The sequence below is a fragment of the Acinetobacter sp. YH1901134 genome (assembly GCF_013416965.1).
Classification (GTDB): domain Bacteria; phylum Pseudomonadota; class Gammaproteobacteria; order Pseudomonadales; family Moraxellaceae; genus Acinetobacter; species Acinetobacter amyesii.
In genome coordinates this window covers 33,505-57,190 of the sequence record NZ_VPEW01000015.1, presented here as the reverse complement: position 1 = coordinate 57,190, position 23,686 = coordinate 33,505, and the positions used below count along the sequence as shown (strand labels likewise).

Here is a 23,686-nt window from a genome sequence, read left to right as displayed (position 1 = left end):
AAGCCTTGAGCAAGTCAAAGTTCATACTCTGACTACACTCAAGGCTTTTTAGAATCCATTCACAGAGCCGTAACCATGTGAATCAACAAACCATTAAGCTTGTTCGATGTCTTTCATCGTAAGTTTGATACGACCACGGTTGTCGACATCGGCAACTTGTACTTTGATCTCTTGACCTTCAGACAATACGTCTGAAACGTTCGCAATGCGTTCGTTAGAAATTTGAGAGATGTGAAGTAAACCATCAGTACCTGGAAGGATGTTTACAAACGCACCAAATTCAACGATACGAATCACTTTACCAGTGTAGATTGTACCTGGTTCGATTTCAGCAGTAAGCGCTTGGATTTTCGCAACAGCAGCAGATGCAGCCGCTTTAGTTTCACCAAATACGCGAACTGTACCGTTGTCTTCGATATCAATTGCCGCTTTGGTTTCTTCAGTGATTTGACGGATTGTTGCACCGCCTTTACCAATCACGTCACGGATCTTATCAGGGTTGATGTTGATCACTTGGAATGTAGGTGCATGCATTGAAATTTCAGGACGAGCACGTGAAATCACTTGGTTCATTGCATTTAAGATGTGCATACGACCTGCATACGCTTGGTTTAATGCAACTTCCATGATTTCTTCAGTGATACCTTCGATTTTGATATCCATTTGAAGTGCAGTAATACCGTTTGCAGAACCGGCTACTTTAAAGTCCATATCACCAAGGTGGTCTTCATCACCCAAGATGTCAGAAAGCACTGCGAAACGTTCGCCTTCTTTCACAAGACCCATCGCAATACCAGCAACTGGCGCTTTAATTGGCACACCAGCATCCATAAGTGATAAAGAAGCACCACATACAGACGCCATTGAAGATGAACCGTTTGATTCAGTAATATCAGATACGATACGAATCACGTACGGGAAGCGGTCAGCTGCAGGAAGAACAGCTTGTACACCACGACGCGCTAGACGACCATGACCGATTTCACGACGTTTAGGACCAGATTCACGACCAGTTTCACCTACAGAGTATGCAGGGAAGTTGTAGTGCAACATGAAGTTGTCAGTTTTCGTACCTGCTAATGTATCCACCATTAACGCATCACGTGTATTACCCAAAGTTGTTGTTACCAACGCCTGAGTTTCACCACGTGTAAATAATGCAGAACCGTGAGCACGGTCTAATACACCAACTTGTACGTCAAGCGCACGAACTGTTTTGGTATCACGGCCATCAATACGTGGCTTACCTGACAAGATATTGTCACGTACTGTACGGTATTTAAGGTCTTCGAATAATTCAGCTAAGTCGTCAGCGATACCATCAACGTCTTCTTCTGGAACGAATTGAGCAACAGCTTCAGCTTGAAGCGCATCAAGTGCTGCATAACGATCGTGTTTAACCGCGATTGTGTATGCTTCAGAGATTTTCGCTTCAAACGCTTCTTTTAATTTCGCACGAAGCTCTTCGTTTTTCGCAGGTGCAGTCCAAGTAGACTCTGTTGCACCAGCAGCTGCAGCAAATTCTTTAATCGCTTGGATCGCGATTTGCATTTCGTCATGACCGAACAATACAGCGCCAAGCATTTGGTCTTCAGAAAGCTCTTTCGCTTCTGATTCAACCATCAATACCGCAGATTCTGTACCTGCAACCACAAGGTCAAGGTCAGATTCTTTTAGCTGTTCGTGGTTCGGGTTTAGGATGTATTCACCGTTAATTAAACCAACGCGTGCACCACCGATTGGACCACGGAAAGGTGTACCCGCAATTGCAAGTGCAGCTGAAGTACCTAACATTGCAGCAATGTCAGCTTCCATTGTCTTATCAGAAGAAATAACAGTCGCAGTCACTTGGATTTCGTTATAGTAACCTTCTGGGAACAATGGACGAATTGGACGGTCAATTAAGCGTGAAATAAGAGTTTCAGCTTCAGACGCACGGCCTTCACGTTTACCATAACCACCCGGAATACGACCTGCAGCATATTGTTTTTCTTGGTAGTTAACAGTCAATGGGAAGAAGTCTTGACCTGCTTTCGCTGTTGGCTGAGCAACAACAGCAACAAGAACTTGTACACCACCCATAGTGATGATCACAGTATTCGCTTGACGCGCAATACGACCTGTTTCTAGGACAACTTGATGCTGACCATATTGGAATTCTTTACGAATAATATTAAACATCGACATGTTTTATTTTTTCCTGATTTTATTCTAGTGGAGACCCCTAAGGTTTGGCATTCATTCAACGCCCCAAACGCTGTAACATAAATGACAAAGCTTAGAAGCCGACCTCACTAGAGATTAAAAACATTAATTTAAAATACTAATTTAAGACACAAAGAAGGAGCGAATCATCGCCCCTTCCCCATTATCCAACCAAGGTTGGATAGACTTTAGTTTTCAGTAATACGGCACTTAGCATGCAATAGTCCGAAAATAAAAGTTTAAATCGAATTAACGACGTAAGCCTAAAGCAGCAATCAATGCGCTGTAACGAGTAGCGTCTTTACCTTTAAGGTAGTCAAGAAGCTTACGACGTTGGTTAACCATACGAATAAGACCGCGACGGCTATGGTGGTCGTGTTTGTGCTCTTTGAAGTGACCTTGTAAATCATTGATTTGAGCAGTTAAAAGAGCTACTTGAACTTCTGGTGAACCAGTGTCGTTTTCAGCGCGAGCGAATTTTGCAATGATCTCTGCGCGATCTGCGTTTGTTAAAGCCATTCGATTTCTCCGAGATGCTTATAAAGTTAACTTTTGATACGAATCAACCGATAAATCAGCTGACTGCCGTGCATCACTACAGCAAGTGCATTATATTAAGGGAAAATCGTCTTAATTGCAAAAAGAGATAGCCGACTTCGTCAGGTTATCTTAATGACAATAACGCCTTATTTTTCCTCTCGATTCCATTATAAATTTTTTATATGCTTCGAGACTCTATACGACACAAAACTGCATATTTCCAACACATTGAATTCCATATTATTGAATGAATTTTAAACTTATTTTTAATACATTTTGCCACTCGATGTTTAGGATACAAAACTTAAACTGGAATGATTAAAAAAAAGCCCGAGCTGGGCTCGGGCTTTTTTGCGCTGTAGTTTCTTCTTTTTTAGTTATTGTTTTATTATTTATTGTTTTATGTGGCGCTTTTCCGCGTCCTTATGTTAAACATTCCATGTTTTAACTTGCACTTCCTTATGTGGTAGATTTTGCCACAACGGCTGTTAGATAAAAGTCGTATTTTTCGTATCTATATGTAAGCTTTTTCGTACATCGGTTAAGCTCTATTTCTTTTCTGTTACAGCATATAGGCATTTCTTATTTTCTATACATAAAAAAGCCTTGTAGTCTCTCCCAAAACTACAAGGCTTAGCGGCTGTAAGTTTCCTATTTCCTTACTTCACTGTAAGTTCGCTGTCTTTTGACGTTATTCTTATACTTTTGCGATTTTACTCAACCATCCGTGTTGAGTTCTTTTTCTGTGAAGTCATCTTCTCAAAAAGCTCTAAGAAGCTCTATGCGCAAATCTCCTGAATCAATGTAAGCTATTTCTTACAAAATACGGCACATTTAGCCCAGGCTTTACAAAGACAGGTGATTGTTAATTTTTTCTAACAAACCACTAACTCGTGCTGTTCTTTTTATAAGCGCTTTTGCCAATGCATCTTTTGCAACAAGTAAACTCACCACTTTTTTTGCACGTGTGATAGCGGTATAAATCAGCTCTTTACTCATCATTTCGGTTGCATGATTTTCCAAAACTACCGCCGTATGGGTAAATTCAGAACCTTGAGACTTATGTATGGTCAATGCGTAGGCAGTTTCTATACTTTTAGGTAACCGTGTTGCCACAACCCATTTATCCAAACTTGGAAAATAAACCTCAAACTGCGACTTTTCCGTCATCGGTCGTTTTAAGCAAATCCCAATATCACCATTTGATAGTCCAAGTTGATAATCGTTATAGGTCATCATAACTGGACGACCAACATACCAATTCCCTTGTTTCAACACACCCAAGGCATTTAAGACCCGAAGTTCAATCTGCTGATTGAGCTCATGTAAGCCTAATTTTCCATGTCGAATGGCCGATAGAATTCGATAATCATCAAAATAACGAATCAATTGGGCTAACCAATCTGCATATTCAGCGGGTTGCTCTGGCCATTGTTTTAACCATGCCACATAGGGCTGAAAACCATACATCAGTTGATCATAATATTTTGCCCAATGTGCCGCACTGTTCGTGGCTTCGGGGAGATATTGCAACTGAATCACATCGCTCATATTCGGTGTCAGTTGAATCGGCTGAAGTTCGGATGCAGATACCACCTGATGTTCGAATTTCGCCAGAACTTCTGTGGTTGTTTGCTGCTGTTCTTGTTGTTGAATAAAACGAGCAAACTCACCAATGGCTGCACCCTGTACAAAACGACGGCTGGTCTGTAAATGGGTACGGTTGGCTTGTAAGGCATCGACATCCTGAAGATTAGCCAAAACTGCACCAACATCGACCGAAGCCAACTGTTCTGCATCCCCCAATAGAATCAGCTTACTGTGTTGAGGGATTGCCGCGAATAGCATCTGCGCCAAACTTAAGTCCAACATAGAGGCTTCATCGACCACAATGACGTCATAGGGTAAGCGTTGACGTTCATTAAACCGCGGGATAGCGCGCGTCCCTAATCCCAATAGACGATGCAAAGTTATAGGTTTCAGTTGTTTATGAATAATCGAATAATGCTGCAATGCAGGATCTTTAAACGCTGCTTGTAAGGCTTCCTCCATTCGCTGCGCCGCTTTTCCTGTCGGCGCTGCCATCGCAATTCTTATATTTGGATTTTGCTCATTCAACACGGCAATAATCCGTGCCAAGGTATAGGTTTTACCTGTCCCAGGCCCACCGGTAATGATATTAAAATTGTGCTGACACACCATGTGCAGTGCTTGAATCTGATGTGGATCGGTCAGTAAATCCTTTTCAATATTCAGCATCTGCGTTTGATTGAGATTTTGCTCTGTTTGCTGTTTTAAACGTGCAACTTGCTTGGCTAAAGCATTTTCTAGTGCCCAATAGCGATAAAGATAAAGTCGCTGTGAATCAAAAATAAAAGGCGCAACAGGTGTTTTTTCAGCTTGCTCGTGCTGAACCATCTGAGCCAAACATTGAATCTGCGCATCTTCGGCCAAAATACAACTATCGCCTTTTTCCACGGCTTGCATCAATTGTTGAATTAACTGATTTGCAGCAGGATGACTGGCCTGATCGGGTAAATAATGTTGGATTAAATAGTCAATCCAATCCGGCAAAACCGCATCTAAATCAGCTTTTTCTTGGGTATTTTGGGGAACTAAAACCTGCGTTTCTACAGTATTTTCTTGTCCCGCGTGCAAAGGCTGTGCTGATAAGGCTTTTTGATCATTTTCCACACAGTTATCCTCAAACTTATCCACAATGTAACTTATTGTTTCAGCGTGAATATTTTTATCTTTTTCGTGCTTATTCACGTTTTAGCCACAACCTTTTCGCTCAATATTGCATCGAGGTTTTGAATGAATGTATCCGCCGGCTTCCAGTGATATACCCCACGATCGGACTGTCCATCCATACCGCGAAGATACAAATAACTCGCCCCACCCAAATGCTGCTTCATGTCATAGTCTTTCATCACGGCTTTCAAATAACGATGTAGGGCCACCAAATATAATGCCGCCTGCAACCAGTAACTAGAATGACTCATACTTTCTCGAATATAGGCATGATTATAATGTGCGGTCTGATCGCCTAAGAAATTACTTTTATAATCGGCAATGTGATAACGCTGACCATCATAATATACCAAGTCAATCGACCCCGTCAGATAGCGTGCCGTAAACACATCATTCAAATCTTGTATCTGTAAATCTGGCTCATTCAGGCTTTCAAATAGCATGCGTATTTTACGTATCGCCAATGCACGATCTGCCATACTTAAATAAAAGTCCATTTCTGAACGGTATTCGCCATCGTTTAACTGATGCAGGCTAAAACCATCATGCAACGGTGTATGAATGATTTGACTGTACCATTCCTGCATTTCTTCAATCAGTTCAGCTTCGTCTTGTTCAGGGTTCGCCGTTTGCCCAAACTGTTTAATCAAATTTTGCAATATTTGCGGCGAATCAAACTCAACATCACTATGAAAACGCGATGCGATGGCTTTGGCCAACTTATCTTCTGGGGTGCTAAATCGAACTTTTTCCATCAACTTGTGCAAGAAACTTCCGGGCTTGGTTCCCTTTGGAAAGTGCCGTTTGATCCAGCTAATTTTCTCTGCAGTTTCTGCTTCAATGATTTCAATTTGTTCAACTTCATCGGCAGCACTGTCTTCTGGCTCGGTCATGACCGCTGCCAGTTGGTCACGTTGTATATGTGCCTTATGCGCCGTGCGCGTGAGCGCGGTAAAGCTGGTGGTTTCCCGTGGATAAAAATGGCTGTTGGGAATTTCTGCCGCGTCTAATACAACAGCTTCAACCTGAGTCTGGGTCAAAATCGGTGGTGCTGCACGCAAAACATCAGCATCCACACTATCTGCGTGTTGGAACAGATCTGGTGCGCTTCCACGCCAAAAAGTCAGTCCTGAACGCGCTTCTGCCATTTGTTTCTTTTCTACTTCATGATGACGCAACACGGCATAGACACGATAACTGGCACGGGTCAACGCCACGTACCACAAACGATGGTGCTCTGCTTCATTGCGTGCTTCATTTTGTTGAATATCATCTTCGGGTAAGTCCGAAGACTTCACAGCAATCACACGTTCTAACCCAAGGCTTTTTTGCTGATTGTCTTTAAGGGAAAAATTCAAATTGCCTTTTTCAGTTAAGCCGGCATTTGCTCCCAATAAAAATACACAACCAAACTCTAAGCCTTTGGATGCATGGATCGTCATCAATTGCACCCCCAATTGCCCAGTCAATTTTCGCTCTTGGGTGCTTTCATTATTGATGCCTAAATTGATTTGGCGAATAAACCATTGATAGAGCTTATGCGCACCGGTGTAGTGTTCGCTTTGCTGACTTAATAATTCTGCGATATGGCGTAAATTCACCACTGTGCGTTCATTATCTCGACTTTGCCCAGCCACCAAACGCGTCCACACCTGAAAGACCGTCATGCAGCTATTCCACGCGCTGCGGAATCCTTGCTCATTCCAAATTTGTCGGATCTGTTCGAGTTTTTCGATAATTTCGCTCAGTCCATCTGCCTGCTGTTCGAGTGCGACCAGTTGTTTCAGATCAAAACCCAATAAACGGCTCAGCAGCGCACGTTTCACCTTGGCTTCTTGATAAGGATTTAAAATTGCGGTCAGCAAAGCGGCAACGTCTTGTGCGACGGAACTTTTATAGACGCTGTCCCGTGATGCTTTATAACAAGGAACGCCCAGCTGCAATAAACATTGTTGCACTTGCTCTAAGTCGAAATGGTTTTGCCCCAAGACCGCAATATCGTTTGCTGTCAGTGCTCGCTGGGTATTGTTGTCTTGAAAATATAAATGTCCTTGCTGAGCTTGGTTGAGCAATGACTGAATCTGCCAAGCCACTTGCTCTGCTTCATTCAGCGTTTCATCCAAAGCCAACCACCGCAGCGGTTGTGGATTGACTTGATCATGATCAATCAACGGTGGATGCTCACGCTCACCTGCTTGAATCGGTGTGTATTCAACTTGCTCACCAAAGTCCATTTGCCGATGAAACAAGGCATCCACCACTTCAACCAAGTTTTTGACTGAACGATGGTTTTTGTTCAAGGTATAACAACGCCCACCCTTGGCTTGAATATCATGACGCGCTTTACGATAGGTCAGCATGTCACCGCCACGGAACCCATAAATCGCCTGTTTGGGGTCGCCGACCATAATCATACAGCCCTGATGTAAGCGCTCCTTGACCCGCCAAATGCTAGAAAGCATGTCATCTTGATCTTGGTTGGTGTCTTGAAATTCATCGACTAAAATCAGCGGATATCGTGCTAAAACATGAGCGGCAAAACTATCTTTCCCTGCTGATGAACTTTGCTGCAAGGCTTCCGATAAAGTCCTAATTTGCTGTGAAAAGGTAGTTTCCCCAGCGTGGGACAACACTTGAGGCAAACGCTTTTTAACTTCCTGTGCCAAATAAAAGTTTAGAAATTGCTCTGCTTGATTGATATGTTCATAAGCGCTGAGTACTGCTCGGAGTTGTTGAACAAAAGTATGTTGATAAAATTCTTTTGAGACATCTGGCTGCTCTTCAACGACTTTGTCTTTAAAGACACGTGGCTTGAATTCAGTTTTATTCGGATCATAAAACAATGAACGAATGGCTTTCATCGTGGGTTGTAACACGTCGGACTGAGTCAATACCCCTTGGCTACCCGAATCTTCAAAGTGCTGTAAAAACTCGGGAATGCGTGTATTAAAAGTGACAAAGAATGCCCCTTTATTAAAACGTCGAGCGTCGACAAGGTTCTTATAATGACTTTCGGCATCAAAACACGCTGCAAGCTCTACACGAGCGGCAGGCAGCATCTGCGCAAGCTGATGACACATCGCCTCAAAATGTGCCAAAGCATTTTCGGGTAATTCAGGGACACGTAAATCCACCGATGGGAAGTTTAGACTTTCCTTTACCACGCCCAGATAGTATTCAGGGCCTTTCAACTGATGATTCAACAGCAAATATTCAATCAAATGCGCAGGCTGCTGCTGAATCCAATCTCTTAATAAATCATGAATAATACGTTCAATATGTAGATCTTCATCTTCACTGATTTGCACCTGTTCAATACGACCACTTTCAAAGGCAAATTCACGTAATAACTTTTGACTAAAGCTGTCTAAAGTTCCGACAAAGAGTTCTTCATATTGTTGTAAGACCACGTTCAGCCGATTGTAGGCATAATCTAAATGATGCCCATGATCTTTCAACACCTGCTGATACAAAGGGTCACTCAAACTCTGCTGAAGTTCGGCCAACTCATCTTGAGGTGCCGCTAACAGGCTATAAATAAAGTCACGGGTTTCTTCAATCCGCAGTCGAACCCGCGCTTTGAGTTCCGCTGTAGCCTTACGTGTAAAGGTAGTGGCAATGACCTGATTCGGCATATAACGATCGAGAAAAATCCGCACCATCAGACTGGAAAGCGTATAGGTTTTCCCTGTACCCGCAGAAGCCTCTATCCAATGCAGTCCCGTAAAGCTCATGTCTGCAATCGGGTTGGTGGACATATTCATCGTTTGCTGTGGCATATTCATTTTTTCACCTCAGGCTTGATGATATTGAGTTTTTTTAGGCCGTCATCCGCCTCGGTATCCATCACATGATATAAACGTTCTGCATAATAACGACAGGACAATGCCAAAAGCTCATCTGCCGCTTGTTGCTGTAAAATAAAGCTCCAATCACGATGGTGGCTATTGGCTTCATTCGACTCCAACTCCACACCACCAAAACTATGATTTTTCAACCATTCCTCTTGAAGTTTTGCAAAATTATCTGGCATGAGTTGGCCTGTTTCATTTTCCACCCAAGTGCATTTTTCTTGGCGAATTAAGGCAGCAGGCAGCACCACAGGACGTTTTTGTGCATGTTTCCACATCGCCAGCCATTCACTGAGCTGTAGCTTGGCTTGTGCGGAGCTTAAACCACAACAAACTATACTTTTATCATTACAAATTACTTCACGACGATATGCAGCCCCCTCATCACCTAAGTCTAAATAGCTCAACCACAGAAGATATTCGAGCCACGTTTGCGTCTGACGTTTAGGCTTTGCCCCTGACGCCATACAGCTTAACCAATGCATACTCTGACGGTCTTCAGGCACGGTGATGCTCAGTATCAAATGCGGTTCAAGCTGTAAGTTTTGTAAAGTGGTCGCAGTTACACAACGTCCATCTAAACGCGCTAACAATTGTGTCTGCTCTTGCAAACTGAGCTTCCACGTTGCTATTTGGCTATGTCCTACAGGCAGTACATCTTGGAATAATGCTATATCTGGTTCAGTTGGAGTCGTAGAGTTCTGATCCTCAGCTTGATTGACACGAGATGCAGGCTGCACATAATGCTTTTGCAATAATTCACGGACATGGTATTGCTGTAAATGGTCAAGTAATAAAGGCTCTTTCTGTGGTAACTGATCACTGGTATACACACTGGCCACACCAAGCGTTTTCAAATATGCCCGAGCTGGGAATACCACATCTTTAATCCATTCCTGACCATCTAACACCCTTACTTCTTGTGTATCATGCACTGGATAATCAAGGTTAATCCAGGGTTGGCGTTGTCCAGACTGATTTAAAATATGTTCCGCCACAGCAAACCATTGATCTTTATATCGTACGTTTTTCGACTGCTGAAATCCTGTCGGGTCAAATGGCTGCAACGGATAGATATGATAGAGCGGTTCGAGTTGCTCTGGAATTCGTAACCCATCCAAATCCAACATGGCATCATGTGGCTGATCTAACTGCTGGGGTTGAATCATTCGAGCGAGGAATTGGCTAAACTCATAAATGACAGATGATGGTTCACGACTTTCACCTCCATTGACATCAAAGCCATTATAGAAAATCCATAAGGACTTTCGGGCAAATAACAAGGCATCTAAAAATGCACCTTTATCATCTTCCAAACGTGAGCGATCACCCAATACTGGCTTAAACACATCCATTAAATCAAAAGGTACTTTCTGATCACGACGTGGGAATTTTCCACTATCCATGTTCAACAACACCACCAGTGAAAATGGGACTTGACGGATTTTACCCATGTCTGCAAAGGTCACTGAACCAGTTGGTTCGATCTGATCGACAGAACCATCGATGCCTTGTTGTATCTCCTTGAGCAATAAAGATAGCGGTAAATTAAAGCTATTTGGTAGCGACTCAACTTTTTCACTTTGGGCATTTTTCAGTCGTTGTGTCATTGCACGCATCACACCGCGTATGGTTTCAAATGCTCGACCACTGGCTTCAACAAAAGGTTTTAAATCTGCATCTAGCTGTTGCAACCACACTTTGACCGTCTGTGCACTGAGGTTAGGATTAAGCCAATCTCGACGCGCACTGATATCTTGATAGATCTGAATTAAGGTTTGCACCAACTCAAAATCACTACTCTGCACCCCTGCGAAACTTAAAGTATTCTCAAATACGGCATGCTGTGGAATCGCAATCCCTAACGCCAAACGGTCTAAAGCAAATTTAAAGGTATAACGATAATCTCGGTCTTGCTCAGACAAATAAGCCAACATGTGCTGTTCATCTAAACCACGACGGAAACCGGCTTGAATTAGCAGTTCCATCATACGTTCCATTTGTACATGGTCGAGCTGATACAGTTCTTGCACCGCATTCAAATTCAACCAATCGTGAAAATCTTCTGCGGTAAAACGACCTTGGCTAATTTCAATGCGTCCAACAAAGGCTTTCCATGCATTTTGAATATCTTGACTAACCACTCCTGCAATTTTTACTGGGATATAAGGTAAATCCACAGCACTGCGACCCATGCCTCGAGTCGTCGAAAAGACCGTCCGAATATGCGGTTCCAGTTCTTTTAAATTTGGCACCAATACCAAGATATCACTCGGATGGCGTGGCTCTTGTTCCGAGCCTTCGGCCAACCAATGTACCAACTGCTCACGTAAAACTTCTAACTGACGCAGGCTAGAATGACAGACATGAAATTGAATCGACTCATCTGAACCCGCGAGTGCATATTGATGCTGTTCGGGCTCTTCTAGAGTCATGATGTCATATTGAATTTGAGCGAGCAGCGTTGTCGGCTCGGTATCTGGAAAAATATCTTCCCAGCCTTCGCCACCAGACATATTCACCAATAATGCAAAGTTATCCCGCGCACGTTTGCCTAAACGAGTCAATAATGAATGCTGTGATTCACGAAATTCCGCATTGGTCGTACTCAGATAGGCCTGAATTTGCGCTGTGCTGACATTGGGATTTCGTTCAATATAACGCTGTTGCAATTTTAGGTTATAACGATCTTTCCAAACAGGATCGACCATGTCTGCCCAATACTCACGCGATGGGTTGAAATATAACAAATGTACTTCGGTATACGCCGCCAAACGATATAAAAATTTGAGTTGTGCAGGTGGTAGTTCTAAGGTGGTAAAGACGAAAATCTGTTCAGGTAAACCGTTATAGGTTTGATGACGCTCATCATCATCGCGTTCATCATCCTCAGCATCCAAATCAAACTGCTGCTGCCGATTTTGCTCAGCATGCGCCAAGGCAAACCAAAATTTATTGTCTATTTCCTGACGGTCATTAAAATCTTTTTTGAATACTTGATGCCACAGCCAACGCTGCCACTGCTCTAGTTGTCGAGCCTGCGTCGGTAAATATTCATCAGCTTGTTCAGGTTTCAGACCTGTGAGTTGCATAATATTTAATGGCTGGTTATGACTCCACGCTTTTAGCCAGTCGGTATCGCAATGTGGACAAATCCATTGCTCAACACCTTCATCAGGGGTATGAATACAACTGCCACGAAAGGCCATGTAGTTGGTAAAAAGCCGGGTGACTTGAGCAGCGATCCAGTACAACATTTCTTGGCGCTTTTGCTCACTTTTTTTTCGATCTGAGAGTTGTGCTGTGCTGTCAAAAATACGCTGAACTAAGGGCTGCACGTCTGTCGGAATCTGAGCAGCATCAAACTTATCAGCGGCAATAAAACCGGCTAGAGCATTATAAATACGCCATTGCATAATCAATGGCGGCATGTTGATACCTTTAATTCGCTCACGGTCTTGTTTGTTCGGCAAGGCCCAATCGTAGGCTTTCCACTGCAACCCTAAAATTTTACGATGATGCTTAATATTGGCACTAATACTGATTTTTTCAGCAACTTGTTTTTCTAACCATGCTGCAATGGCTTGATCGGGTACCACGATATGCCGTTCCTGCAAGACAGATAATGCATTAGTCGACTGATTTGATTTCAATTTTTTGATTAGACAATCCACCAAAACTTCGATTCTTTGACTCTGAATTACATGTATTGCCATGGATTACCTTTACAGCCTGAGTGACCAACTACTACAAAACAACAATGATTATTTACTATACATCTTGGGCTGTCTATGCGACTTTGACAAGAGAATAGATTGCAAAAAATGCTTTTAAACAAGTATCTTAATGATACTTTATGAGAAAAAAACCAATCCAGTATCAAGGGTATCTGCTTATGAAAATTGATAACATTCCTGATTCCATCGACCCTAACTTAAATCTGGACATTATTCGCGCTGAATGCTTAGAGCTCGTCAAAAAACGTGCTTATTTTTCAGCAGGTGCAGCCATTATTCCTGTGCCATTTTTGGATGTGGTGATTGATGTCGGAATTTTGTCACAGCTCATTCCAGAAATTAATGCGCGTTTTGGTTTAGCGCCAGATCAAATTAGTGTGTATGATCCAAAAACCAAACAAATTCATTGGACTGAACTGCGTAAACGTGGTGTCGAATTTTCTGGTTTAGTGGTTGCACGAACCGCCATGAAAAAATCGCTAAATAACATTGCAGCAAAATATATTACCAAACAAGTCACTAAATTTATTCCATTAGGTGGACAATTGGTGGCAGCCAGTTTGGGTTATATTGTGATGAAAAAAGTCGCTGAAACCCATGTAGAAGAAAGCTACCAATTGGCGAAGCGTATTCAACAGAAATTTCCGAACCAACCTGTCCCAACGCCTAACAATGGTTAACGAAACGATGTCTAGCGCATCAACAAGATTTAAGAATCAAAGTGATTTAGACCATAGATCTAAAGATGAAGTAAATCTGAAAATGAGCGAGTTTTGAAAATGAAGAAAAAAGCCACGAATTGCGTGGCTTTTTTCATAAAATCAATCTGCTTTCAACTGCGCTAAAATCGTTTTTAGCACTTGTAAACGAGCACTATGCTTATCATTGGTCGCAATCACATGCCACGGCGCATATTCTGTATTCGTGCGTTGCAACATATCTGCAGCAGCTTTGAGATAGTCATCCCAACGGTCACGATTCCGCCAGTCATCTGGAGTAATTTTAAAACGCTTATGTGCGGTTTCTTCTCGAGCTTTAAACCTTGCAGCTTGCTCATCCTTATCTATGGCTAACCAGAACTTGATGACAACCGTTTGACTGTTATATAGATCCTTTTCAAAGCGATTAATTTCATCGTATGCCCTCTGCCATTCAACGGTATTAGCAAATCCTTCAATCCGCTCAACCAAAACACGACCATACCAACTGCGATCAAAAATCGTGATTTTCTCTTCAGGGACAATTTTATTCCAAAAGCGCCATAAGTAAGGACGGCGTAGTTCATATTTTTCAGGTGCTGCTATGGTATGAATTTCATATTCGCGTGGGTCTAACTTTTTAACAATACGTTTAATTGCTCCGCCTTTCCCTGCGGCATCCATCCCTTCAAACACGATCACCACGTTGCGTGAATCAAAACGTAAAGCTTCAGCCACCTTACGGCTTAATTTTTTTAATTCTTTTTTATAATCGGCTTCATCAGCGACGGTTGTACTTGGCTCCAATAAAGCCTGTGGTGTTTTGGCTTGTTTCCAACGCCCTACCGCTTTAGTTTCATGTGTTGGACAATGTTTTAAAGTGCGTAAAATATACTGTGCAAATTGCTGATCACGGACTTGCTCATCTTCACAGTCGATAATGATCCAGTCATGACTAAAACGCTGACGTAAACGTTGCAAGTTGTCATATTGTTTTTTATTGCGCCAATCTAAACCATGCGATTTATGCCAACGCGCTTCACTTGGGTCCATTTCATCCAAACGTTTTTGTAAAGATTTCCAAGATAAATCGAACCAGACCTTAATCACATCGACATGATTATTTTTTAGGTCTCGTTCATAAGCCCGCATGTTCTCGACATATTCATCAAATAAGGTTTCATCCAAAGGTTTTGACACATGCATGGCGGTACTGAGTAGGTCACTGTACCAGTTTCCAAACATCACCATAATTTGCCCTTCGGCAGGAATAAACCGTGCATAAGACTGCCAAAAGGTTTGTTTTGGATTAAATATGATCGGGGCATCCGCTTTCACCCTTAAGTAACGTGGATCGACCCATTCACGGAGCTGTTTGACGGCCTCCCCCTTACCCGCAAGCTCTATTCCGCTGACTAAAATCAACACGCTTTTGGCATTAGGCTGACGGCTGGTATTTTTCAGTTGATATTGCGCTTCAATTAGCTCAACCGAGAGTTGTTCTTCATCCATCAATTGAAATTCTGTTTCTTTTAAGCTCATGGCGGACCCTTGGTTTTATTCTGTTTTGAGTATAACCATGCCGTTCATCACACAACAATGCTTTCATGTATATGCTGAAATGCAAAATATGACCATTTCTGCAACAAACTGACTCAGATTAACCTATAATTTCGTCACTTTGTCATAGCCCTAAGCTACAACACCCACTAAGATTCAAACATCTAAAAAATAATTGAGACACTCAATGTCCAAACTTGCAGTATTAGATGATTTACTTGAGCTGTATTACCAGTTGAACTACCACAAAAAGCCAGAAATTTTACAGCGTTTACAAGATGTCCAGCAGTGGCAAAAACAGCGTATGCAACGCACTCATGCCGTACAATTTGCTGAAAAACACAATGTGCTGATGTCTGAATATTTTATTAATCGTTTATATGGCGGTCCTGATTTTGATGCATTAGCAGCACAAATTGCTCGTCTCACGCGCTATGCACACAAAGCTGAAAAATTGATTCCAGACAATGCTATAAAGACTGGTACTTCGGGCGTACAACTTGCCATTTTAGCCGTACAGCTTGATGAACAAGTGGCCATGCAATTATTAGAAGATTATCCATCCAATCTGACCTTAACCGATGAAATGATGCGCCAGACTTATCTTAAGCTCGATCAGGGCAAGGACCGTATGTTACAGCTGCAACTATTGGACGATTTAGGTCGTAATCTAGATAAATATATGCGCTCATTTATGGTCTATACCGCCTTTAAGATGTGCAAAGGTGCAGCAATAAAATATAACTTCGAAGTGATGTATGACTTTATGCAAGATGGCTTTCTCGCAATGAAACCACTTAAGTCAGCAGAAAAATTTGTGCGTGAATTTACCACTGTAGAACGTCAAATCATTGACCGTGTACATGCTGGAGACCCTAACCCGTTTCAGCCTGCGGCCTAACAAAATTATCATCCCCATTCAGCCCACATTTGATATAAAACAAACAGGGCGTTCAAGGCTGAATTCAGATTTTTTATAGGGGTTTTGCAAAGCAATTACAGCAGCCCCTTATTTTTTCTGTATATTATTCACAACAAATGCAAATGACTGCTGTATAACAACAGAGAATCTGTCATCATGCTTGCAAAGCAACATTAACCCTATTTATAAGTTAGGAGTGACTCTAATGTCTAACGAGAATCAAACGCCTGTCCCTACACCTGAGTCGGCACAAAATACAGACAAAGCGAGTCCATTCTTAACTGAACCTTTACCACAAGGGACAGCGCAAGGTCAGCAACAATCTTTAGAACAACGTCTGACCGACACACCTGTGACAGGTTCAGTACCCAAATATAATCTGCCACGTGGCGCGAACACAGGTAATGTTGGGCCAACCACACACTTTGGTTATCAGACCGTGAGCAGCGAAGACAAAGCGCAAAAAGTCGCGGAAGTTTTCCACTCAGTGGCTGCAAAATACGACATCATGAATGATTTAATGTCATTTGGTATTCACCGTCTATGGAAACGTTTTGCCATTAACATGTCAGGTGTTCGTCGCGGTCAGCACGTACTGGATATTGCAGGCGGTACAGGTGACCTTGCTAAAGTGTTCAGTCGTGAAGTTGGTCCGACAGGTCATGTGGTGCTTTCAGACATTAACGAATCGATGCTCAATGTCGGTCGTGACCGCCTCATTGATGCTGGTTGTACCAATGTCGATTTCGTTTTGGCTAATGCTGAAACTTTAGAACCTTTTGCAGACAACAGTTTTGACCTATTGACCATTTCATTTGGTCTACGTAACGTGACTGACAAAGATGCTGCTCTTGCTGCAATGTACCGCGTTCTTAAGCCAGGTGGTCGTTTACTGATTTTAGAATTCTCTAAACCTGTATTTGAACCATTCTCAAAACTGTATGACTTGTACTCATTCACTGCATTACCAATTATGGGAAAAATCGTAGCAAATGACTCTGAAAGTTATAAATACCTTGCAGAATCAATTCGTATGCACCCAGACCAACGTACTCTTAAAGGTATGATGGAAAATGCAGGCTTCCAAAACTGTGATTATCACAACTTAACGGGTGGTATCGTAGCCGTACATCGTGGTTTCAAACTTTAATACTGCAGGCTGAACTATGTGGTCGATTCTCGCACTTGGTGCAGTTGAACGCTTAATTCATCATTTCATTGATCTGGATGCTATTACTCGCATCCAACTGAATGAATTGCAAGGCAAAATGCTTCGTGTGGTGATCGACTCACCACAGTTGTCGGTGGATGTGTTTTTTGACAATCAGAAAGTTCGCTTAGAACCGACGCCAACAGGACACTCTGAAACCGCATCTATCTTTGAGCAACGCCCTTACGAGCAGCAGTCAAGTACGACCGAAGCAACAGCGACCTTGCATGTCAAAACGGTCGTCGAGCTCCTTAAACTGCTGTTGGCTGAAGATGTCGGCAATATCCCATTGCAAGGTGATTATCATTTATTGCAGGATATCCAACGCATTATGCAGCAAGCTGAGCCCGATTTAGCTTCGCATTTAAGCCCTTGGATAGGTCCAAGCCTTGCGCATGAAATTGGTAAGTTGCAACTTGCCCCCAAATATCTCAAACGTACTTTACAAAGCCATTTGTTCTTTGCTGAAGACGCGTTAAAAGAAGATTCTGGCTTGTTTGCCCCACGTTGGCAGATGGATGACCTGAATCAAGACACACGAATTTTGAATCAAAATCTGGACCGTGCAGAAGCAAAAATTCAGCAACTGCATAGCCAAATTGACTCATTACAAGACAACACTTAAGACTAGGTAATTGCACATATGATTCCGCACGTTTCACGTTTACTCGACCTTTGGCGCATCGCTGCGCACTATAGACTCGACACGTTGTTTCCTGCGGAAGAATTACCGGAAAAAGCCCGTCATATTCTTTCTCTCATTCGCATGCACCCTGCGGCATGGTCAAGCCGCGAGCGTAAAAATCCGCTCAAGCTCAAAGAAGCCATGGAAGAGATGGGCCCGCTGGCCATTAAAATGGGGCAATTACTGTCTACCCGTCGTGACTTGATTCCACCTGAAGTTTTACAGCAATTGGTACTACTACAAGACCGTGTAAAACCTTTTTCGAATGACGTTGCCAAAATGCGTATTCAGGAATCACTCAAAGCGGATGTGAATACCTTATTTGCACGCTTTGACGAGCAGCCTTTAGCAGCAGCATCTATTGCACAAGTGCATACTGCAGCCCTGCATGATGGCCGTGAAGTCGTGGTAAAAGTGACTCGCCCAAATATTCGCAATCAAATTCTGGAAGATTTTGAAATATTAGAGTGGCTTGGTCAGTTCCTTGAAAAACGTCTAGAAGCCGCTCGTGCCCTGCATTTATCTGAAATTATTCAGGACTACCGTCAAATTATTCTCAATGAGTTGGATTTGACTTTAGAAGCGGATAACACCCGTCGTATGCGTCATTACTTCACTGGTTCAAGCATGATGTACGTGCCTGAAGTCTATATGGACAGCCGTGATGTCATGGTCGAAGAACGTATTACCGGTGTGCCTATTTCAGATATTGCGACTTTTGACCGTTTAGGCATGGATCGTAAAGATTTAGCCGAAAAAGGGCTCACCATTTTCTTTACCCAAGTGTTCCGCGACAACTTCTTCCATGCCGATATGCATCCGGGGAATGTCTTCGTCGAAACCATCAATCCTAGCAATCCACGCTTTATTGCCTTGGACTGCGCGATTATGGGTGAGCTTTCAAAGCACGACCAAATGACCGTAGCACGCATGCTACTTGCGGTTATGAACAGCGACTTTATGCAGCTGATTCAAATCGTGCATCAAGCGGGTTGGATTCCACCGGGTACAGATCAAGATGCCTTAGCACGTGAAATGCGTCGCACAGTTGGCCCAATGGTCTCTAAACCAATGCATGAATTGGACTTCGCCGGCATTCTGATTCAAGTGATGGATATTGCGCGTCGTTTCCATTTAGAGATTCCGCCACAACTGATGTTGCTGCTCAAAACCTTGGTCCATGTCGAAGGCTTAGGAACTGATCTCTATCCTGAATTGGATATTTGGAGTTTAGCAAAACCAATCCTCACCGATTGGATTAAAGCGCAAATGAATCCTCAGAAAAACTTAAAAGAACTCGGACAAAAAATTCCAGACTTACTTTTAGGTGCGCAAGATTTACCAACGCTGATGATCGACAGTCTGAATGGTTTAAAAAATCAGTCGGCTTGGCATGCCAAACAACTGAATGAACTGCAAAGCATGCGCTTGCAAATGGAACATCAGCAAAAGCGTAGTTGGGTCTTTGGCAGTGTTATGGCCATCTTCCTCTCCATTGCGATAATTGCGCCATGGTACGTTTCCATCGTATTAATTGCACTTTCAAGCTTACTTGCCATTTGGCGTGTGTTTAAATAATCTTTGTATTTAAATAATATGTTGTATCCATAGCTCGTTTAAGCCCTTTGACAATAAAGGGCTTAAAGCTATAAAAACAAAAAATTCAAAAAATTAAATAAGGCTGAACGCCATGTCATACAGTTATTTAGGGGTACTGTATGGTCGAAATCTACTCCGAGCATGTGCAACAGCCTTGCTGTATAGTTTTTCGACCCTGCTCGATGTGTTGGTTCAATTGAATTTGCACTTATCTTTTCTGAACTGGCAACCGACAGCCAACACCACCATGTATCGGATGCAGCATAGCGCTGCATTTTGGTGGATCATTCTCTTTAATGCACTTCCCTGTATATTCCTGCTTTGTTTGCCACAGCAAAAACTGATGGCCGGGTTAAATTATTGGTTATTAGCTGGGGCCGTGATTTTTATCATTAACCTATTTGCTTGGGCGGTCTTTCCAATGGCGACATGGGCAATCGTCTGCCTCAGTTTGTTTCAATTGCATCGGCATAATGAACAATTATTACAGCATTCGTGAGCGGTGCCCTGATATGACTGAGAAGTCATTTGTCGTAAGTTTCAGCCATTGGGTCTGTGCAAAAACGCACTAGAATAATTCTACGACTGTACTTTAAGCGACTGCCATGACTCAAATTTTGCAAAAAAAACCGCCTGCGCTCAATATCCGTGCTGGCCATTTAGCACGCCAACTGATTGAACAAGAAGGTTTAAACGCCGCTCAAGTGGATATCCTGCCCGGTGCTGCTGGTGGCCCGAAAGGCATTGGTATTCAAGGTTTAGATCAGGCGATTTTTGCTGACTTTTTGCCACGTGCGCAACAAAAGCGTACTTTAATTGGTTCATCGATTGGCAGTTGGCGCTTTGCCAGTATTGCTGCTTGGGGAGCTATCGAAGGCACGAAACGCCTCTCTGAGCTGTATACCAATCTGAGCTTTCATAAAAAGATGAGCCGTCAAGAAGTCAGCGATGTGTGTCGTGGCATGCTGATCGATTTGATTCAAGGTCAAGAAGCTGCACTGGTTAATCATCCTGATTATCACCTCACTGTGCTTTCAGTCAAAGCTCAGCATATTTTCCAAAGTGATAAAGCCCTGCCGCTGTTAGCTTCTGTCGCAGGGATCGTGGGAACGACAGCGCTTGCACGTAAACACAGTCGTTATTTCATGCAGCGTGTGATTAGTCAGCCTGTGTCAGGTCATCAATTTACCGTGGCGGATGATGGCTTTACCACGCATTATCATGCATTGACTCAAAATAGTGTCATGCCGTGGCTTATGGCATCTGCATCTATTCCTGGTGTTATGGCCGCGATCCGTGATATCCCTGATGCACCACAAGGCAGTTACCGCGATGGCGGCCTAATCGACTATCACATTGACCTGCCATTCCAAAGTCAAGGCATCGTACTATATCCACATTTCACAGATAGCATCACCCCCGGTTGGTTTGATAAATTATTTAAACGTCAGGCTAATCCAGACAATCAAGCGCGTACCCTGTTACTATCACCTTCACAAGAGTACCTTGCAAGCTTGCCGCTTGGCCGACTGCCTGATCGTAAAGACTTTACCCTCAAAGGCTTAGACAACCAACAACGCATTAACATGTGGAATCAATGTGTGGCTGAAAGTCAGCGTATGGGCGATGAGTTTTTGGAGTTGGTTGAAAAGCAGAATTTCCCTGCGTTTATGCAAGCACTTTAAGCGTTACAGTATTCTGTACAAATGGGCGTTATAATACCGTTAGATTATTTAGGTCAGTATGTTAGTTAAGATTTATGCGAATATTTTTAATTGTTTTGCAGTATGCCTGCGTCGCTTTTGCACTCTTCCTTGGCTATCAAGTTTCTACAGCTCTCATCAGTGGTCAATACGATTTAATGGAAGTCGTTGCCGATGTAGGTACAATTCTAATCTGTATTGATTTAGCGGTGTTTCTCTTCACTTCTAATGCGAAACAAGGCATTAGTATTGAAGATTATGCGAAACAACTGGAACAACCACCATCTAAATTGGTTTATGTGACCCGTAAGATGGGACATTTTGGTATTTTGCTGATTATTACCAGTTGGATTGTTCCAATGATTCGCTAAGTCATTTACTGCTGATATTCAGCAATAAAAAACCTCCCAATTGGGAGGTTTTTATTGCATAAAATTTGATTAAACATATAATTAAGAAATTGAAAATTAGAATTTTTAAATATGTTTGGATTCTTTAAAAGAAATGTGAAAATTCAAAAAAAATTTGATATTTCTGACTTAAGAGTTGGTTCAATTGAAACTATAGATAGAAATAAATTCAAAATTTTATGTATTGACGATCAAGGTTTTCAATATGAGCACTTACTCAAAAATCATGATTTTAATTTAAAAGTAGTTTCTGATATTGAAGATATAAATGCTGTGGAAGCGTATGACCTTATCGTCTGTGACATTATTGGGGTAGGTAAAGCATTTGGTTCAAAATTTGAAGGTGGGCATATAATAAGTGAAATAAAAAAACGCTATCCATTTAAAAAAGTAATCGCCTTTTCAGGGAGTCAATTTAACCCCGAATTCAATAAATATTTTACCTTAAGTGATAAATCTCTAAATAAAGATACAGAGTTAGAAACTTGGGTTGATGTATTAGATACCTTAATTCAGGATCTAGCCTATCCTGAGCGTGTGTGGCAAAGCACAAAAAAATATCTTAATAACAATAACCTAGATGCATTTACAATAGCCCAAATAGAGCAAGAATTTATCAAAGCAATTGTTAATAAAGATAAAATTAATTTTAGTAATTTTATCTCTGAAATTAATGTTAATAGTGATGTTAGGGCAATTTTACAAAGTTTAACGGCAAGCTCAATATTTTTATTACTCACATAAGGAAAGTTTTTATGGATGAAATATCTTTATCCCCTTTTCCTGAATGGGAAATTGAACAACAAGTGTTACATGATGGTATATTTTTTAAAAAAACACGTTTTTGTAATATTAATTCTGGGAAAAAAACATGTAAAAAATTTTATGAAGGAATTAAAAATATTAAAGGGTTTCATTCTTGCCCATATAGCTTTACAACTTACGTAGACCCATTAACTAATAAAATTTATAGTGGAATCAGAGTACAAAATAATTATCATCCTAAGAAAATAGATGGATATGTCCCTACAATTCCAGAAAGTTATTTTTTAGAATCAATTACTAAATTAAATCGAATTGACCTTAATCAGTCATTCCTTAATGATAAGGACTCTGATTTAGTCGATTTTTCGATACATGAAATTCGTAAATTTAATCAACAAATAAAACGTATATGTGAGGAACTATTCTTAAACGATTCAGCTAAATTCGATTTACAAGATAAATTTCAAAATATATTTGCATGTAGTTCTCTTATTTCTACTAGGTTAAATATATTTGATATTGAAAAAAATCCAGATCTAATAAGAAACAGACCAAGAAATCAAATTGGCATATATAAAAAGTTCGATAAAGCTATAAAATGCCTAGCTAGCTACGCCCGTGAAAAAAAAATTAAAATCAATAAAAAAGGTGCATCTCATTTAACTTTAAACGCAGATCAAGTATTTGATTTTTTACCCTACTTACTTCTAGAAAATGCTATTAAATATTCTCCAAGAGATTCTGAAGTGGAAGTTACTTTTACTGAAAAAACGAACTTTTGGACAGAAGTTGTAATTAACTCTGTTGGACCTCTTGTTACACAAGAAGAGCTTGAGAAAATATATATCAAAAAGTATAGAGGACTTAATGCATCAACTTTTAATAGTGAAGGTGGCGGATATGGACTTTTTTTTGTCAAACTGATTTGTGATAGTCATAACATTGAAATCGATATAAAAAGTGATAAAAGCTCTAAATTTATATTTCAGGATATTTGGTTTGCCCCATTCATTGTGACATTAAAATATCAAAGATAAAAAACCTCCC

At 41.6% G+C, this 23,686-nt stretch carries 16 protein-coding genes; 10 read left to right on the top strand and 6 right to left on the bottom strand.

Going from position 1 to position 23,686, the window contains the following annotated elements; all coding sequences use genetic code 11:
- Positions 1 to 93 precede the first annotated feature (93 nt).
- The 5 genes from pnp to FTV50_RS13865 all read right to left on the bottom strand — a co-directional run bounded on the left by pnp (position 94) and on the right by FTV50_RS13865 (position 13,066).
- On the bottom strand, positions 94 to 2,181 hold the full coding sequence (gene pnp, locus FTV50_RS13885; RefSeq protein ID WP_111885640.1) for a polyribonucleotide nucleotidyltransferase: 2,088 nt from the start codon (positions 2,179 to 2,181) through the stop codon (positions 94 to 96).
- Between the two features lie 273 nt (positions 2,182 to 2,454).
- Positions 2,455 to 2,724: a 30S ribosomal protein S15 gene (gene rpsO, locus FTV50_RS13880; protein WP_067761248.1), complete on the bottom strand. Its 270-nt coding sequence runs from the start codon at positions 2,722 to 2,724 to the stop codon at positions 2,455 to 2,457.
- An 867-nt stretch (positions 2,725 to 3,591) separates the two neighbouring features.
- A complete protein-coding gene (gene recD / locus FTV50_RS13875) occupies positions 3,592 to 5,319 on the bottom strand; it encodes an exodeoxyribonuclease V subunit alpha (RefSeq protein ID WP_257223923.1) in 1,728 nt (575 codons plus the stop codon).
- 194 nt (positions 5,320 to 5,513) lie between these two features.
- Positions 5,514 to 9,284, bottom strand: coding sequence for a UvrD-helicase domain-containing protein (locus FTV50_RS13870; RefSeq protein WP_257223922.1), 3,771 nt, complete (start codon positions 9,282 to 9,284; stop codon positions 5,514 to 5,516).
- Positions 9,281 to 13,066 (bottom strand): exodeoxyribonuclease V subunit gamma, encoded by a 3,786-nt coding sequence (locus FTV50_RS13865; RefSeq protein WP_180024755.1) that lies wholly within the window; start codon positions 13,064 to 13,066, stop codon positions 9,281 to 9,283. Before FTV50_RS13865 ends, FTV50_RS13870 begins: the two co-directional genes overlap by 4 nt.
- 179 nt (positions 13,067 to 13,245) lie before the next feature.
- On the opposite strand from FTV50_RS13865, the gene FTV50_RS13860 reads away from it, so the two are divergent.
- Entirely contained in the window at positions 13,246 to 13,767 is a 522-nt protein-coding gene (locus FTV50_RS13860; RefSeq protein WP_180024754.1) for a hypothetical protein, read from the top strand.
- A gap of 141 nt (positions 13,768 to 13,908) precedes the next feature.
- Here FTV50_RS13860 and FTV50_RS13855 read toward each other — a convergent pair whose 3' ends face one another.
- A complete protein-coding gene (locus FTV50_RS13855) occupies positions 13,909 to 15,327 on the bottom strand; it encodes a phosphate--AMP phosphotransferase (RefSeq protein ID WP_180024753.1) in 1,419 nt (472 codons plus the stop codon).
- Positions 15,328 to 15,532: 205 nt separating this feature from the next.
- Here FTV50_RS13855 and FTV50_RS13850 point away from each other — a divergent pair, with 205 nt between their 5' ends.
- From FTV50_RS13850 to FTV50_RS13810, 9 genes are all read left to right on the top strand, one after another.
- Entirely contained in the window at positions 15,533 to 16,246 is a 714-nt protein-coding gene (locus FTV50_RS13850) for a hypothetical protein (RefSeq protein WP_180024752.1), read from the top strand.
- A gap of 226 nt (positions 16,247 to 16,472) precedes the next feature.
- Complete coding sequence (gene ubiE / locus FTV50_RS13845; protein WP_078192823.1) at positions 16,473 to 17,417, top strand: bifunctional demethylmenaquinone methyltransferase/2-methoxy-6-polyprenyl-1,4-benzoquinol methylase UbiE; 945 nt, start codon at positions 16,473 to 16,475, stop codon at positions 17,415 to 17,417.
- Between the two features lie 16 nt (positions 17,418 to 17,433).
- Positions 17,434 to 18,102 carry an SCP2 domain-containing protein gene (locus FTV50_RS13840; protein WP_180024751.1) on the top strand — a complete coding sequence of 223 codons (669 nt, stop codon included), beginning with the start codon at positions 17,434 to 17,436 and terminating at the stop codon, positions 18,100 to 18,102.
- A gap of 18 nt (positions 18,103 to 18,120) precedes the next feature.
- Entirely contained in the window at positions 18,121 to 19,740 is a 1,620-nt protein-coding gene (locus FTV50_RS13835; RefSeq protein ID WP_111885633.1) for an AarF/ABC1/UbiB kinase family protein, read from the top strand.
- A gap of 112 nt (positions 19,741 to 19,852) precedes the next feature.
- Positions 19,853 to 20,260 carry a hypothetical protein gene (locus tag FTV50_RS13830; RefSeq protein ID WP_180024750.1) on the top strand — a complete coding sequence of 136 codons (408 nt, stop codon included), beginning with the start codon at positions 19,853 to 19,855 and terminating at the stop codon, positions 20,258 to 20,260.
- A 106-nt stretch (positions 20,261 to 20,366) separates the two neighbouring features.
- The gene (locus FTV50_RS13825; RefSeq protein ID WP_180024749.1) at positions 20,367 to 21,446 is read left to right on the top strand and encodes a patatin-like phospholipase family protein; all 1,080 of its coding nucleotides are present in this window, start codon (positions 20,367 to 20,369) and stop codon (positions 21,444 to 21,446) included.
- 74 nt (positions 21,447 to 21,520) lie between these two features.
- Positions 21,521 to 21,835: a hypothetical protein gene (locus FTV50_RS13820; RefSeq protein ID WP_180024748.1), complete on the top strand. Its 315-nt coding sequence runs from the start codon at positions 21,521 to 21,523 to the stop codon at positions 21,833 to 21,835.
- A 135-nt stretch (positions 21,836 to 21,970) separates the two neighbouring features.
- Positions 21,971 to 22,618, top strand: coding sequence for a hypothetical protein (locus FTV50_RS13815; protein ID WP_180024747.1), 648 nt, complete (start codon positions 21,971 to 21,973; stop codon positions 22,616 to 22,618).
- A gap of 11 nt (positions 22,619 to 22,629) precedes the next feature.
- The gene (locus tag FTV50_RS13810) at positions 22,630 to 23,676 is read left to right on the top strand and encodes a sensor histidine kinase KdpD (protein ID WP_180024746.1); all 1,047 of its coding nucleotides are present in this window, start codon (positions 22,630 to 22,632) and stop codon (positions 23,674 to 23,676) included.
- The last annotated feature ends 10 nt before the right edge of the window (positions 23,677 to 23,686 follow it).